At 67.2% G+C, this 15,128-nt stretch carries 13 protein-coding genes; 10 read left to right on the forward strand and 3 right to left on the reverse strand.

Annotated elements, in window-relative coordinates; all coding sequences use genetic code 11:
* The first annotated feature begins 5 nt into the window (after positions 1 to 5).
* The 3 genes from ACFWBU_RS01760 to ACFWBU_RS01770 all read left to right on the forward strand — a co-directional run bounded on the left by ACFWBU_RS01760 (position 6) and on the right by ACFWBU_RS01770 (position 6,736).
* The gene (locus tag ACFWBU_RS01760; protein WP_378527285.1) at positions 6 to 3,335 is read left to right on the forward strand and encodes a UvrD-helicase domain-containing protein; all 3,330 of its coding nucleotides are present in this window, start codon (positions 6 to 8) and stop codon (positions 3,333 to 3,335) included.
* Positions 3,332 to 5,227, forward strand: a complete 1,896-nt coding sequence (gene recD, locus ACFWBU_RS01765) for an exodeoxyribonuclease V subunit alpha (RefSeq protein ID WP_378527286.1) — start codon at positions 3,332 to 3,334, stop codon at positions 5,225 to 5,227. The genes ACFWBU_RS01760 and recD overlap by 4 nt, the downstream gene beginning before the upstream one ends.
* Before the next feature lie 75 nt (positions 5,228 to 5,302).
* The gene (locus ACFWBU_RS01770) at positions 5,303 to 6,736 is read left to right on the forward strand and encodes a lipase maturation factor family protein (RefSeq protein WP_378527366.1); all 1,434 of its coding nucleotides are present in this window, start codon (positions 5,303 to 5,305) and stop codon (positions 6,734 to 6,736) included.
* Positions 6,737 to 6,782: 46 nt separating this feature from the next.
* Here ACFWBU_RS01770 and ACFWBU_RS01775 read toward each other — a convergent pair whose 3' ends face one another.
* Entirely contained in the window at positions 6,783 to 7,283 is a 501-nt protein-coding gene (locus ACFWBU_RS01775) for a hemerythrin domain-containing protein (RefSeq protein WP_378527287.1), read from the reverse strand.
* Between the two features lie 129 nt (positions 7,284 to 7,412).
* Positions 7,413 to 7,838 (reverse strand): ATP-binding protein, encoded by a 426-nt coding sequence (locus tag ACFWBU_RS01780; RefSeq protein WP_169621580.1) that lies wholly within the window; start codon positions 7,836 to 7,838, stop codon positions 7,413 to 7,415.
* Positions 7,839 to 8,120: 282 nt separating this feature from the next.
* Between ACFWBU_RS01780 and ACFWBU_RS01785 the strand changes: the two genes are divergently transcribed.
* The 4 genes from ACFWBU_RS01785 to ACFWBU_RS01800 all read left to right on the forward strand — a co-directional run bounded on the left by ACFWBU_RS01785 (position 8,121) and on the right by ACFWBU_RS01800 (position 11,263).
* Complete coding sequence (locus tag ACFWBU_RS01785) at positions 8,121 to 8,594, forward strand: VOC family protein (RefSeq protein ID WP_169621581.1); 474 nt, start codon at positions 8,121 to 8,123, stop codon at positions 8,592 to 8,594.
* A 58-nt stretch (positions 8,595 to 8,652) separates the two neighbouring features.
* Positions 8,653 to 9,984 (forward strand): MFS transporter, encoded by a 1,332-nt coding sequence (locus ACFWBU_RS01790; RefSeq protein WP_378527288.1) that lies wholly within the window; start codon positions 8,653 to 8,655, stop codon positions 9,982 to 9,984.
* 74 nt (positions 9,985 to 10,058) lie between these two features.
* Complete coding sequence (locus ACFWBU_RS01795; RefSeq protein WP_169621583.1) at positions 10,059 to 10,670, forward strand: ClpP family protease; 612 nt, start codon at positions 10,059 to 10,061, stop codon at positions 10,668 to 10,670.
* Complete coding sequence (locus ACFWBU_RS01800; protein ID WP_296549483.1) at positions 10,667 to 11,263, forward strand: ATP-dependent Clp protease proteolytic subunit; 597 nt, start codon at positions 10,667 to 10,669, stop codon at positions 11,261 to 11,263. Before ACFWBU_RS01795 ends, ACFWBU_RS01800 begins: the two co-directional genes overlap by 4 nt.
* A gap of 1 nt (position 11,264) precedes the next feature.
* Here ACFWBU_RS01800 and ACFWBU_RS01805 read toward each other — a convergent pair whose 3' ends face one another.
* Positions 11,265 to 11,639, reverse strand: a complete 375-nt coding sequence (locus ACFWBU_RS01805) for a helix-turn-helix domain-containing protein (RefSeq protein ID WP_169652475.1) — start codon at positions 11,637 to 11,639, stop codon at positions 11,265 to 11,267.
* Between the two features lie 224 nt (positions 11,640 to 11,863).
* On the opposite strand from ACFWBU_RS01805, the gene ACFWBU_RS01810 reads away from it, so the two are divergent.
* From ACFWBU_RS01810 to ACFWBU_RS01820, 3 genes are read left to right on the forward strand one after another with little or no spacing between them, the layout of a single operon-like run.
* Positions 11,864 to 13,261: a uracil-xanthine permease family protein gene (locus ACFWBU_RS01810; protein WP_378527289.1), complete on the forward strand. Its 1,398-nt coding sequence runs from the start codon at positions 11,864 to 11,866 to the stop codon at positions 13,259 to 13,261.
* The gene (locus ACFWBU_RS01815) at positions 13,242 to 14,297 is read left to right on the forward strand and encodes an isopenicillin N synthase family dioxygenase (protein WP_378527291.1); all 1,056 of its coding nucleotides are present in this window, start codon (positions 13,242 to 13,244) and stop codon (positions 14,295 to 14,297) included. Before ACFWBU_RS01810 ends, ACFWBU_RS01815 begins: the two co-directional genes overlap by 20 nt.
* Positions 14,294 to 15,055 (forward strand): alpha/beta fold hydrolase, encoded by a 762-nt coding sequence (locus ACFWBU_RS01820; RefSeq protein WP_169621588.1) that lies wholly within the window; start codon positions 14,294 to 14,296, stop codon positions 15,053 to 15,055. Before ACFWBU_RS01815 ends, ACFWBU_RS01820 begins: the two co-directional genes overlap by 4 nt.
* Positions 15,056 to 15,128: the final 73 nt, after the last annotated feature.

The following is a 15,128-nucleotide window of genomic DNA, read 5'->3' on the forward strand; positions in this document are numbered from 1 at the left end:
ATCTCGTGTCCGTATCGTCGTCGGCGACATCGAGCGTGTCCACCGCGAGTTTCGATCTGCTCGCCCCCCTGCCCGAGGGCACCACCGTCCTCGAAGCCAGTGCCGGTACGGGCAAGACCTACGCCATCGTCGGACTCGCGACGCGTTTCGTGGCCGAGGGTGTGGTCGACCTGTCCCAGCTTCTGCTGGTGACCTTCAGCCGTGCCGCAACCCAGGAACTGCGCGAACGTACCCGTAACCGGTTTGCGGAGGTGGCGACTGCTCTCGCGGACCCGGACACGGCCCGGGGGAGCGCCGATCCGCTGATCCGCTACCTCGCCGCCGACGACGTCCACGACCGCCGCGCGCGACTGCGTCAGGCGTTGTCGGATTTCGACGCGGGCACCATCTCCACCACGCACGGATTCTGTCAGAGGATGCTCGGTGAACTGGGTATCGCCGGTGAACGCGAGCCGGACGTCACGGTGGTCGAGAACGTCGACGACCTCACCGCCGAGGTGGTCACCGATCTGTACCTGCGCCGCTACGGGCGGAGCGAGGCACCGATCCGTTTTGCGGAGGCGAAGACCGCAGCACGCGCCGCGATCTTCGATCCCCAATCCGAACTGGCTCCCGAGGGCGCCGACGGCACTCCCGCGGGCGAGCGGGTGGACTTCGCGCGCGAGGTGCGGAGCGAGGTCGAGCACCGTAAACGGCGTATGGGGTTGCGTGACTTCGACGACCAACTCGCTCTCCTGCACCGCGTTCTGCTCGACCCCGACCACGGCGAGGACGCGTGTCGCCGTGTGCGCGACCGGTTCGGTGTCGTGTTGATCGACGAGTTCCAGGACACCGACCCCAAGCAATGGGAGATCCTGCGGCGGGCGTTCCACGGGCACTGCCGGCTCGTGCTCGTGGGCGACCCCAAGCAGGCGATCTATGCCTTCCGCGGCGCGGAAGTACTGAGTTACCTCGACGCAGTGTCCTCGTCGGACGCGCATTGCGAGCTGACCACCAACTGGCGCAGCGACGCCGACCTGGTGGCAGCGTGCGAGTACGTGTACGGCGGTGCCGCGCTGGGAGATCCGCGAATCGTCGCGAACCGCGTCGATGCCGCACAACCCAGATCCCGGATGACCGGTCTCGCCCCGATACGGCTGAGGCATCTGCCGCGTGCCGGCGCGGGCCCCCTCAACGACTGGGGATTCCCCAGGAACCTGGACGGGCTCCGGGCGCGTGTCGCCCAGGATGTCGCGGCAGATATCGTCAAGATCCTCGACAACGACGACGTCACAGTCGATCTCGGCCGTGGTCCGGAGCGTGTCGAGCCGGCTCACATCGCGGTGTTGCTGCGCAAGCACAAGCAGGTGTCCCTCGTCCACGACGCACTCGTGGCCGCCGGCGTGCCGTGCGTACTGGCCGGGGGGACGAGTGTGTTCTCCGCCTCGGCGGCCAGGGAGTGGTTGTGGGTGCTCTACGCGCTGGAGCAGCCGCACCGGGCCGATCGCGTCCGGCTCGCGGCACTGACCCCGCTGCTCGGGCGCACCGTGTCCGACGTCGACGAACGCGGCGACGAACTGGTCGCCGAAATCGGCGGCTTGTTGCGCGAGTTGTCCGCGGTGTACATCCGATCGGGTTTCTCCGCGGTATTCGAACGCATCGGAGCGTACGGTGCGCTCGAGGCGCGACTGCTCGAGGAGCCGTCGGGCGAACGCCGGCTCACCGACCTACGGCACGTCGCACAGTTGCTCGAACATGCGGCGGCCGGTCAATCACTCGGTCTCGCGGCACTGACGCGGTGGCTCGAAGACAGGATCAACGACCCCGACGGCGGGTCGGCCGACCGCATCCGGCGTCTCGACAGCGACGCCGCGGCCGTGCAGATCCTGACCGTGCACGGCAGCAAGGGCCTGGAGTTCCCGGTCGTCTACGTTCCGTACGGCTGGGACGCCGCGAAGAATCCCGAGCCCGACAGACTCCTGCTCCACGAGAACGGACGTCGCATCCTCGACGTGGGCGGCAAAGGCAGTCCCGGCTACGCGGAACGCAAGCGCACGCACGACGAGGAAGAGGCCGGTGAAGAACTGCGACTGCTGTATGTCGCGGTCACCCGGGCGAAATGTCAGCTCACGCTCTCCTGGGCGCCGTCGACTCCCACGTCGCGCTCACCGCTGCACCGGTTGCTGTTCGCCCGCGAACCGGGCTCGCCGGAGTTGGCCGCGGAGGGTCGAGTGCCCCACGACGACGCGATGGCGGAGGAGTTCCACAGGTGGGCTGCCCCCGCGGGCGGACTGATCGCCGTCGAACCCGTGGGACAGTTCCCGATTCCCCATCTCACCTGGTCGGCGCCCCGGGAAGAATACGGCCGCCTGGCCGCGGCGAAGTTCGACCGGGTGATCGACGAAACATGGCGTCGTACATCCTATTCGGCGCTCACCGCCGCCGCGCACGACGAGCCGGGTGTGGGCAGCGAGGTGGAACAGCCGGAGAAGGACGACGAGCCGGAAGAGGCTCCGCTCGTCGCCGCGGACACGGCCACCGGGGCAACGGCCGCGGGTATTCCGTCCCCGATGAACCATCTCCCCGGCGGCACGGTGTTCGGCACCCTGGTGCACGCGGTGCTCGAAGTCGTCGATACCTCGGCTGCCGACCTGGAAGCCGAACTTCGTGCCTGCTGCCGGGAGGTCGTCGCGCAACGGTTGTCGCAGATCGACGCCGACGAACTGGCCGGCGCGTTGCTCCCGGTGCTGCGCACCCCGCTCGGCCCGCTCGGCCGGACCCTTGCCGACTTCCGTCCCGCCGACAGGCTCGCGGAACTGGATTTCGAATTGCCGTTGACCGGCGGTGACACCCCGGCGCCGATCACGGTCACGCTCGAGGGCGTGGCGAGCCTGATGCGCCGGCACCTCGCCCCCGGTGATCCGATGCTGCCGTATGCCGATGCGGTGCGACACCTCGAGCCGGTGCCGCTGCGGGGCTACCTCACCGGCAGTATCGACGCGGTATTGCGCACCCCCGAATCCCGTTTCGTCATAGTGGATTACAAGACCAACCGTCTCGCGCGGGTCGACGAACTGACCACCGCGCACTACACCCGTGAGGCGATGGCCGCCGAGATGATCCGTGCGCACTACCCGATGCAAGCCCTGCTGTACGCGGTGGCACTGCATCGATACCTGCGCTGGCGTCTGCCGGGATACGACCCCGAGGTGCATCTCGGCGGGGTGCAGTACCTGTTCGTCCGGGGGATGGCCGGCCCGGAAAGCCCACCCGGCAGCGGTGTCTTCGACTGGCGGCCTCCGGCCGCCCTCGTCGCCGATCTGTCGGACCTGCTCGCCGGAAAGGCCGTGTCGTGACAGATGCGCGAATAGCCCAGCGCGGCAAAGGCGCCCTCCGGACGTTCAACGAGGCGGGCGCCCTCGCTGCCGCGGACGTGCACGTCGCCGTGCGTCTCGCCACCCTCGGCGGGGAAACGGACACAGACGTGCATCTCGCTACCGCACTCGCGGTCCGCGCGGTGCGTGCCGGTTCCGTATGCCTCGACCTGACCCGCCTGCGTGATGTCACCGTGGAGGAGGACGAAAACGGGAACCCCCTGGTCGCTCCCGAAGACCTCCCGTGGCCGCGAGACGAGGACGTCCTCGCCGCCCTGCGCCGCAGCCCGCTCGTCGTGGGCGGCGGCCCGGGCGCACTGCGTCCACTGCGTCTGGTCGAGACCGCCGACGGGCCGCTGCTGTACCTCGACCGCTACTTCCGGCAGGAGCAAACGATCCGGCGGGTTCTGGCCGAGGGTGAAGGCCGCTTCCCCGAGGTCGACGAGGAGCAACTCCGTTCGGCTCTCACGAACCTGTTCCGTGACCAGGCGGACCCGTCGCTTCCCGCTCCTGCCCCCGATCGGCAGCGCATCGCCGCCGCGCTCGCGGCCACCCATCTGACGACGGTGATCGCGGGTGGCCCGGGCACAGGCAAGACCCACACGGTCGCACGCATCCTCGCGTTGCTCACCACACTCCACGGGCGCGACCTGCGAATCGGCCTCGCCGCTCCCACCGGAAAGGCCGCGGCCCGCCTGCAGGAATCGGTGCGCGAGCAGGAAACCGAGCTGAAACTTCCTCCGGACCTCACGGCGATGACCCTGCACCGGATGCTCGGATGGCAACGCGGCCGCACCCGCTTCCGCTATCACGGCGGCAACCACCTGCCGTACGACGTGATCGTGGTCGACGAGACGTCGATGGTGTCGCTGACGATGATGTGCCGCCTGCTCGAAGCGGTACGTCCGGATACGCGGCTGGTGCTGGTGGGCGATCCCGATCAGCTCGCGTCCGTCGATGCCGGTGCGGTGCTCGCCGACCTGGTCGGCCGGCCCATCACCGGCACGCTCAACCCGGTGTTCGAGCGTGCGGTCCCGCACGACCTCGCCGTCCCGCGCGATCTTGCCGCCCCCGGAGATCTGGCGGAGCGCGGGCTGAGCGTCAGGGAACACGCACGGTTGCGCGGCGGTGTGGTGCGTCTGAGCCGGGGACGACGCTTCGGCGGCGCAATCGCAGAGTTGGCGACAGCGGTCCGGCAGGGCGACGGCGACAAGGTCATGCAGATCCTCGGGAGCGGCAGCCCCGAGGTGTCGTTCGTGAGCCCGTCGGATCTCACCGCACTCCGGGCCGATGTGGTCCGGTCGGCCGAGGAGGTGACGGCGGCAGCAGAGCGCGGCGACGTCGCCGCAGCACTCGAGCGGTTCGAGAGCCATCGGTTGCTGTGTGCGCACCGCGACGGCCCGGCGGGCGTGAAACGGTGGGCACGCCAGGCCACCGAATGGATCGGGGCCGCCACCGGACGCTATCTCGATCCGGAACGCTGGTATCCCGGACAGCCGTTGCTCGTCACGGCGAACGACCACGACATGCGCATCTACAACGGTGACACCGGCGTGGTCGTCCGGCGCGGAGACGAACTCGTCGCGGCTTTCGCGCGGGGGGAGGAGCCCTATCTGCTGCACCCCAGCCAGTTGTCCGCCGTGAACACGGTCTATGCGATGACGATTCACCGCAGCCAGGGCAGTCAGTACGGCACGGTGTCGGTGGTGTTGCCCGAAGCGAAGTCCGCGCTCCTCACCCGGGAACTGCTCTATACCGCGATCACCCGGGCTCGCGTCCACGTCCGGGTCATCGGTACCGAGGAATCGGTACGCGCCGGCGTGGCACGGCAGGTGCTGCGAGCGAGCGGTCTACGTCGGGAAATCCCGGCGTAGTCGTCCCGCCCGGCTCCGGCGGTGCCATGCTCGTACAGGTGGACGGGGACACCGGAGCGGACACGGGCTGACGTGATGGAGTGGGCGGCGGCGGACGGTTACACGATCGGGCGGCTTCTGGTCACCCGCGGGCTCGCCGCGCTGTACCTGGTCGCATTCCTTGCCGCACTTCTGCAGTTCCGGGCGCTGATCGGTACGCGAGGACTGCTTCCGGTGCCCGACTACCTGGCCGCACGCAGTTTCAGGAGTTCGCCGAGTCTGTTCCATTTCCGGTACTCCGACCGTCTTTTCGCGACCCTCGCCACGGTCGGCGCGATCCTGGCGGCGCTCACGCTCGTCGGGTTCACCGAGCGGATGCCGTTGGTCGTGTGCATGGGCGTCTGGTTCGTGATGTGGGCGTTCTATCTGTCCATCGTCAACGTCGGCCAGGCGTGGTATTCGTTCGGCTGGGAGTCGCTGCTGCTCGAGGCGGGTGTGCTGGCGATCTTTCTCGGCAACGCCGACGTCGCACCGCCGTTTCTCGTGCTGATCCTCATGCGCTGGGTGCTGTTCCGGGTGGAGTTCGGGGCCGGGCTGATCAAGATGCGCGGCGATCCCTGCTGGCGCGATCTGACCTGCCTGTACTACCACCACGAGACACAGCCGATGCCCGGACCGCTGAGCCGCTGGTTCCATCTGCTGCCCCGGCCCGTGCACAAGGTCGAGGTGGCCGGAAATCACGTCACGCAACTGGTGGTTCCGTTCGCGCTGTTCCTCCCGCAGCCTGTGGCCGGAATCGCGGCCGCGGTGATGATCCTGACCCAGTTGTGGCTGGTGGCCAGCGGCAACTTCGCCTGGCTCAACTGGATCACCATCGTCCTGGCGTTCTCCGTACTGCCGGACGAGTTCTACGCCCGGTTCATCCCCGTGGAAACGGATTACCGGCCGACCCCGCTCCCGTTCACGGTGGCGGTGGTGGCCCTGACGGTGGTGACGGTGGTGCTCAGTTACCGCCCGGCCCGGAACCTCGCGTCGAAGCGGCAAGCGATGAACGCATCGTTCAATCAATGGCATTTCGTCAACGCCTACGGGGCCTTCGGGAGTATCACCCGGACCCGCCGTGAGGTGATCGTGGAGGGGACGGCGGACCGACTGGACACGCCCGCTACCGAATGGCGGGAGTACGAGTTCAAGGGAAAACCGGGGGATGTGCGGCGGCGGCCCCGCCAATACGCTCCGTACCACCTCCGCCTCGACTGGCTGATGTGGTTCGCCGCGATCTCGCGGGACTACGCCGCCGTCTGGTTTCCCCGCTTCGTGCGCAAGCTACTCGAAAACGATCGGGATACTCTGAAGCTGCTGCGGCACAACCCGTTCCCTGATGAACCGCCGGTTCGTGTCCGGGCGCGGATATTCCGGTACCGCTACGCCACTCGAACGGAGCGCAGGGCGACCGGAGCGTGGTGGGTGCGCGAGCCCGTCGCAGACTTCATGATGCCGATGGCGTTGTCGGACATGCAGATGCCGTGACGGGACGGGATACGGTCCGCGCGCCGCGTGCCAGGAGACGACTGCGCTAGGAGGCGACCGCGTCCACGGCTTTCTTCAGTGCCGACGGCTGCGCGGGTGATATGGGCGCCTTCTCCTTGCATTCGAGAAGTTCCGCCCCGATCTCCTGCAACGTCTTACGGCCGAGGCTCTCGCGTACCTGCGGGAACCACTCGTCCTCTTCTTCCTCGATGTGGTGCTCGACGTTCTCGATCAGCACGGTGGTCTTGGCATCGAAACGTTCGTCGTCGGGCGACATCGCAGCGAGTTCGGAGATGAGCACATCGGCGACGTGGTGTTCTTCGTACGACTCGAGGACGTCGTCCCCGAGGTCGGGGACGAGGTCACGAACCCGCGGATACAGCACCTCGTTCTCGATGTAGGTGTGGACCGTCAACGCTGTGATGATCTTGTCGACGATCGCGGATTTGGTCTTGACCGCGTTGTCGCCGGCGCTACGGAAATCGCGGAACAACTTCCGGATCTCCTTGTGGTCGTTCTTCAGGATGACGAGCGCATCGGTGGACATGGACACCTCGTAGGATCGGGCCCGCCGGTGGGTCGGCAGTGGCGCAGTACCGGCCGATATACCCGAGCTCGACTGGGCGCAAACACTTCCACCGAGGCCGACCGGACGTCGCGGTGACGAAGACCCGCGCTACAGCGACCAGTGGATGGTGACGTGCGTGCCCTGCGGGCTCGGGGTGATGACCACGTCGGTCGCAAGACCGCGTATCAAGGCAAGACCGTGGCCTCGCGAGCTGGGGGACCCGTCGGCGTCGTGCCAGCAACCGTGGTCTGCAACCCGGACCTCGAGAACATGATCGAGGGGCAGATATGTCGCCTCGAAGTCGAGGGAAGCGGACGCGTCACCGGGGTCGTATGCGTGTTCCACCGCGTTGGCCAAGGCTTCGTAGCTTGCCAGCACGACATCGTGCTTGCGGTCGTCGTCGACATCGAGCTGCTCGAGCCATTGCCGCACGGCACGACGGAGATCCGAGATGTAGGCGGGATCGGCGCGGACACCCCGGAAGAAGATCCCCCCGGACGCGAAGGATGCAGTGCCGTTGCTGTCCGTCAGCATCGGAGACCCACTCGGGCGGCGGACAGCGGTCCGGCTGCCGGCACACCGGGTTTCCCCTGCGTACACACTGCGAAGCCGGCTGATTCGGAGGCACTCTTGGGCAACTGCACGCAGCAGGCATACCCCACCGGATGCATGAATCCACATCCTGATGATCACGAAAGAAACATTGTTGTGACTCCGGTGATGATTTCCGTCGCCGTTCCGGGTCGTACTCCATGAATGGTGGCCACAGCGGACCACCGTCGACACCGAAGACAGACCGTCCGGGAAGGAAACACCATGCCCAAGATCACGCCGTGGTTGTGGTTCGACATGAATGCCGAGGACGCCGCACAGTTCTATACGACGGTGTTCCCCAACTCGCGGGTCGGAGAGATCACGTACTACGGGGAAGGGGCTCCGGTGCCCGAGGGCACGGTGATGTCCGTGGAGTTCGTCCTCGACGGCCAGGTGTTCTACGGGCTCAACGGCGGCCCACAGTTCCCCTTCAACGAGGGGGTGTCCTTCCAGATCGACTGTGCTTCCCAAGACGAAGTGGACCACTATTGGACCGCCCTGACCGCCGACGGCGGAAAAGAGTCGCAGTGTGGCTGGCTCTCGGACAAGTACGGATTGTCCTGGCAGGTCGTGCCGCAGCGGCTCGACGAACTGCTCGGCTCCTCCGACCGGGCCGCGGCCCAACGCGTGACCGACGCGTTGCTGACGATGCGGAAGATCGACGTGCCGACGCTCGAGGCCGCAGCGCGGGGATGAGACCCCATAGGTGCCCGACCGCGCCTGCCCGGCGCGGTGCCGTGTAATTTTCGCGGTTATGCCCACACGCACGCAGCGCCTGGATGATTTGCCGTTCACCGGCAGGCACGGCCGTCTCCTCGCCGGTTCCGGCACCGGCTGGGCGCTCGACGCGATGGACGTCGGCCTGATCTCGTTCGTCATGGCCGCGCTCGCGGTGCAGTGGGATCTGTCGTCGACGCAGTTGTCCTGGATCGGGTCCATCGGCTTCGCCGGGATGGCCATCGGTGCGTCGGTGGGTGGTCTGCTCGCCGACCGGATCGGCCGTCGTCAGGTGTTCGCGACGACTCTGCTGGTGTACGGGCTCGCGACCGGCGCGGCCGCGCTGTCGACCTCGGTAGCGATGCTCATCGCCCTGCGATTCATCGTGGGGCTGGGGCTGGGCGCCGAACTTCCGGTCGCCTCCACACTCGTCAGCGAATTCGCGCCCCGCAAGATCCGCGGCCGGGTGGTCGTCGCGCTCGAAGCGTTCTGGGCCGTGGGCTGGCTTCTCGCGGCGCTGATCGGGTACTTCGTCGTGCCGCTGAACGACGACGGGTGGAGGTGGGCGCTCGCTGTCGGCCTCGTGCCCGCAGCGTATGCGCTCGTCGTCCGGTTCGGGATGCCCGAATCGGTGCGGTTTCTCGAGAGCAAGGGCCGATACGACGAAGCCGAAGCGATCGTCCGTGACTACGAAGAGTCGGCCGGCCGCGCCACCACCGCCCGGGATCCCGGAGTCTCGCCCCCGCCGGACTCCGGCGAACCCACCGCACCGACGGATACCGGCCGGGTCTCGATCTGGGCTCCGAACCTCCGCGCGCGCACCGGCGCGCTGTGGATCGTCTGGTTCGGCATCAATCTGTCGTACTACGGTGCGTTCATCTGGTTGCCGAGCCTGCTGGTCGCCCAAGGGTTCGACCTCGTGACCTCGTTCGGCTACACACTGATCATCACGCTGGCGCAGTTGCCCGGCTACGCCGTGGCCGCATGGCTGATCGAGGTGTGGGGACGGCGCGCAACCCTCGCGACCTTCCTCGCCGGTTCCGCAGTGGCGGCGGCACTGTTCGGTCTCGCCGAGACGCCGGGGACCGTCATCGCGGCAGGGATGGCGCTGTCATTCTTCAACCTCGGTGCGTGGGGCGCACTGTATGCGATCGGCCCGGAGCTGTATCCGACATCGGTCCGCGGCTCGGGCACGGGTTCGGCGGCCGCATTCGGGCGACTCGCATCGATCGTCGCGCCGCTGCTCGTGCCCCTGTTGCTCGATTCCGGCGGCAACGCATTGGTGTTCGGTGTGTTCGCGGCGTCGTTCGTCGTGGCGGCATGTGCGGCGATCACACTTCCCGAAAAGGCCGGAACCGTTCTCGAATAGGGTTGCCCCGGTGCTCGTCTGCCGTGAGCGGACAAAGGCGCTGCCGCGGTGCCCGATCCGGCGAAGGTGGATCCATGACCATTCCACCGCCCCCACCGACCAACTACCGCGACCAGCTCGCCGACAGGCTCCTCCGTCAGCGCATCGTGCAGATCACCGGCGAAGTGAACGACGAGACGACCGAGCGTGTCTGCTCGGAGCTGGTCCTCCTCGCCTCCGCCGACGACCGCCGGGACATCGTCCTGCACATCAACTCACCCGGCGGGTCCGTGCACGCCGGGCTGGCGATCTACGACACGATGATGCTCGTGCCCAACGACGTGGCAACCGTCGCCGTGGGCTTCGCCGCCAGCATGGGCCAGGTCCTGCTGGCTGCCGGAACCAAGGGCAAACGGAGTGCGTTGGCGCACAGCCGCATCATGATGCACCAGCCGTCGGCCGGATTTGCGGGCACTGCCGTCGATATCGAGATCCAGGCCGAGAACCTCGAATACATGAAGCGCCAGTCGCAGCAGATTCTCGCCGAGGCCACCGGCCGATCCGTGGAGGAGATCGAGCGGGACAGCGACCGGGACCGCTGGTTCACCCCGGATCAGGCACGTGAGTACGGGATCATCGACGCCGTCGCCGCGTCGTTCGCCGAACTCGCGCCGTTCGGCGCGGGCCGACCGATCGGACTGTCATGAGCACCTACACGATCCCCAGCGTCATCGAACGCACGCCGGCGGGGGAACGCTCGTTCGATGTCTTCAGCCGGCTCCTCAACGAGCGAATCGTTTTTCTGGGAACCGAAATCGACGACGGCGTCGCGAACGTCGTGATGGCACAGCTGCTGCATCTCGAAGCCGAGACCCCCGATCTCGAGATCGGCCTCTACATCAATTCTCCGGGCGGATCGTCGACCGCGATGCTCGCGATCTACGACACCATGAAGTTCGTGCGGGCACGCGTCGCCACGTACTGCATGGGCCAGGCGGCTTCGGCGGCGGCGGTGCTTCTCGCGGCCGGCGCACCGGGACGACGGCACGTGCTCGCCCACTCCCGGGTGCTGCTGCACCAACCGTCGGCGCAAGGGCAGGGCACCATCTCCGATCTCGCGCTGCAAGCCGCAGAAGTGATGCGCGTGCGGGCGCAGACCGAGAACATTCTCGCCGCGCATACCGGACGCGACGTGGAGCAACTGCGCCGAGACACCGACCGCGACCGCATCTTCTCGCCCGAGGAGGCCGTGTCGTACGGGCTGGCCGATCACGTCCTGCTCGAGCGGGACGGGTTCTAGCTCACGCCGCGCACAGTTCGATGCCGCCGCTCCGGGGCGCCCGGAGCGTGCGGTGTGCGGTCATCCGGCGGATCCCACGGCCGAGCAACTGCTCTATCGGCAGTTCCAGCGCGTCACACACCGACCGAAGGATCTCCGATGACGCTTCTTTGCGGCCGCGCTCGACCTCCGACAGGTACTGCTTCGACATTCCGACGGCACGGGCGACATCGTCGAGGCTGCGATCCTGGTCGCGGCGCTCGTCACGCAGGATCTCGCCGTAGATCTGCCGGAGCAGTGCAGGTTGCGGCGCCTTGGCGCGCGGCTCGGGCCGCCGGGACGTGCGCGTGGCGCGGGCGGCGGCCAGATCGACGACCGAGTCCTGCTTCGGATCCATGGCGTCATTCTGCTCCCACGACCGCCCGTGCGTTCCGGGTTCAGCTGTCGATGAACACTCTCCGCGGCCGGACACTGTTCGTCGTGCCCGAGCGTCGGGCCGGTATTTCCGCGGTGAGATTGTCCTTACCTACGCGAAACATGAGGACTCGAGCCGGAAAACTTCGGGCCCCAGGATGTATCCGGCAGCGTATACAGCCCCGCATACGAATTGGGAGCGAGCAGATGACCTCACCGCACCCCGTAGACACGAGACTTCCGTTCTTCCGGCAACTTGCCTTCGGTATCCAGCACGTCCTCATCATGTACACCGGTTGCATCACCGTCCCGCTCGTGTTCGGCGCGGCGGTCGGACTCGACAGCGACACCATCGCGATGCTCATCAGCGCTGATCTACTCATCGCCGGTCTCATCACCATCGTGCAGAGCCTCGGGGTGGGGAAACTCGCCGGCGTGCGGCTTCCGATCGTCTGTGGCGCCACCTTTGCGGGTCTCACTCCGATGATCCTGATCGCCGAGGAATACGGGCTTCAGGCGGTCTACGGTTCCATGCTGGTCGGCGGCATCATCGGTCTCGCACTGGCCTGGCCGTTCGCCACGATCATCCGGTTCTTCCCGCCTCTCGTGACCGGTGCCGTGCTCACTGTCGTCGGGATCTCACTGATCGGTGTCGCCGGTGGGCTGATCGTCGGCAGCGATCCCTCTGCTCCGTCCTACGGCTCACCCGCCGGCATCCTGCTCGCCGTCCTGGTCATAGCTGTTGCCATCGGATTCCTCTGCCTCGGGCGGGGCATCTGGGCGCAACTCGGTGTGCTGATCGCACTCGTCGTCGGTACTGCGGCCGCCGTCCCGCTGGGCATGATCGACCTCAGCGGTGTCGCCGGTTCGTCGTGGGTGGGTCTGCCGTCGCCGTTCCACTTCGGAGCGCCCGAGTTCCCGATCACCGCAGTCGTCGCGATGAGCATCGTCATGGCGGTCGTGTTCGCCGAGTCCACCGCGAGCATGCTCGCCGTCAGCGAGATCACCGGCAAACGAGTGTCGAAGGGGGACATCGCACGCGGCCTCGCCGGCGACGGTGCGTCGGCCGTACTCGGTGGCATCTTCAACGCGTTCGTCGATACCGTCTTCACCCAGAACGTCGGGGCCGTTGCCACCACGCGGGTCTACAGTCGCTACGTCACCGCGACGTCCGGAGCGATCCTGGTGGTGCTCGGAGCACTCCCGAAGGTGAGTGCCGTGGTCGCGGGACTGCCGAAGCCCGTGGTCGGCGGTGTGGGCCTGATCCTGTTCGCGACGGTCGCGCTCGTCGGCATCAACACGTTGCGGTCGGTGGACCTGTCGGACCGCATCAACTCCACCATCGCGGCCGTCGCAGTCGGTGTGGGTCTGCTGCCCGAACTCTCCGAAGGACTGTTCGCCAAGTTCCCGTCGTCGGCGCAGATCCTTCTCGGCAGCGGAATCACGTTGGCCGCCATCACCGCTTTCTCGCTGAACCTTCTCTTCAACCACACTCGGCTCGGGACCATGGCGCGCGCCTCGTCCCGGCCCGGCACTCCGGGCCCCGATACCTCGGTCGACCTTCCATCCCCCGTAGGAGTTGTACGTGAGCCCGCAAGCCTCTGAACCGTTCGAAGTTCCCGCCGTCGACATCGGCCCGTATGTACGCGGCGGCAGCGCAGACGAACGTGCCGCGGTGGCCCGAGCCGTCGACGACGCATGCTCGCGGGTCGGTTTCATCCAGATCCTCGGGCACGGCATTCCGGATGCGGTCATCGCCGGACTCACCTCCGCCGTCGACGGCTTCTTCGGCCTGCCGATGGAGGTGAAGCGGGAGTATCGCGTCGTGGGCGCGAACCGCGGCTACAGTCCGCCGAAGAGCGAATCCCTCAGCCTGAGTCTCGGTGTCGAGTCCGCGAGTCGCATGAACGACTTCTTCGAGGCCTACAACGTGGGAACCGAGGCCCGGTCCTTCCCGGATCTGGATCTGTCCGAAGACGACTACGGACACAACCTCTGGCCCGACGTGCCCGGCTTCGAAGACCGGGTGCAGGCGTACTACGCCGAGGCCGGCCGGGTCGCCCGCACCCTCACGCGCATCTTCGCCGACGCGCTCGGCCAATCACCGGACTTCTTCGCCGACCTGACCGATCACTCGATCGACGTGCTGCGGATGAACAACTACGCCCTGCCCGAAGGCACCGTGAACCTCGACGGCGACCTCACGGGCATGGGGGAGCACACCGACTTCGGGATCGTCACCGTGCTGTGGGCCGATCGGGTTGCGGGTTTGCAGGTGCTGGGCAGCGACGGCATCTGGCACGACGTGTCCCCGTCGCCGGGAGCGCTGCTCGTCAATCTCGGCGACCTCACCGCCCGCATCACCGACGATCACTGGATGTCCACGTTGCATCGGGTCAAGCCTCCCGTCGTGGACGGTCGCATTCAGCGTCGTCGTTCGGTGGCCTACTTCCACGACGGCAACGTCGACGCGGTCGTCTCCACCTTGCCGGAGTATGCGGGTCCCGATCCGTACGAACCCGTCGTCGTGCGGGACCACATCAAGGCGAAGCTTGCCGGCTCCCGGCACGGCACGAAGAACACCGCGGCAGAGCGGGAAGCGGCGCGGGTGCTCGCCGCAGCGGGGGAGAACCGATCGTGAGCCATGTCGTCCTCGTTCACGGGGCGTGGGCGGGTAGCTGGGTCTGGGACACGGTGACGGAACCACTGACCGCGGCAGGGCATACACCGCACGCGTTGTCGCTGCCCGGGGTGGGCCGGTGGGCCGACCGCGATGTCACGCTCGACGACGTTGCCGGACACGTCGCCGAGTACGTGGCCGGACTCGAAGGCACCGTGTTCGTCGTCGGGCACTCCGGTGGTGGCATCGTTGCGACACAGGTCGCGGAGATGATGCCCGACCGTGTCGCCGGAGTCGCGTACGTGGCGGGAATGATGCTGCCGTCCGGCGTCGACTTCGGGCAGTTGTGCGACGGTCTGGGACTCGAACCGCCGGTGGGGATTTCGAAGTGGTTGCAGGTCACGGCCGACGGTCGCGGAACCGTGGTGCCGCCCGAAGCCGCTGCCGCAGTCTTCTTTCACGAGGCCGACGCCGTCGATGCGATGGAGGCGGCGCGCAGACTGCGTCCGCAACTCGAGGCTGCGCGGCTCATGGCGCCCATCTGGACGGCGGATCGATTCGGATCGCTGCCGAGGCTGTACATCGAGGCGCTACGCGACCGTTCGGTCCCACTCGCCGCGCAGAGGGAGATGCAGCGGCTCGTTCCGGGAGCGACGGTCGTGAGCCTGGACACCGACCATGCCCCCCAGTTGTCCGCGCGCACCGAGCTTGCGCGGGCACTCGTGGAGTGGTGTTCGGCCGTGCTACCTGCAGCAACCGTGTCAGTGGGGTCGCGGTAGGACGGCACTGCCCGGTTTCGGTTGCAGGGGCCGCTTGTTTGCTGCCCTACCTTCCGGTAGGTAGCCTGGTTTC

The organism is Rhodococcus sp. NPDC060084, assembly GCF_042730335.1.
GTDB lineage: Bacteria > Actinomycetota > Actinomycetes > Mycobacteriales > Mycobacteriaceae > Rhodococcus.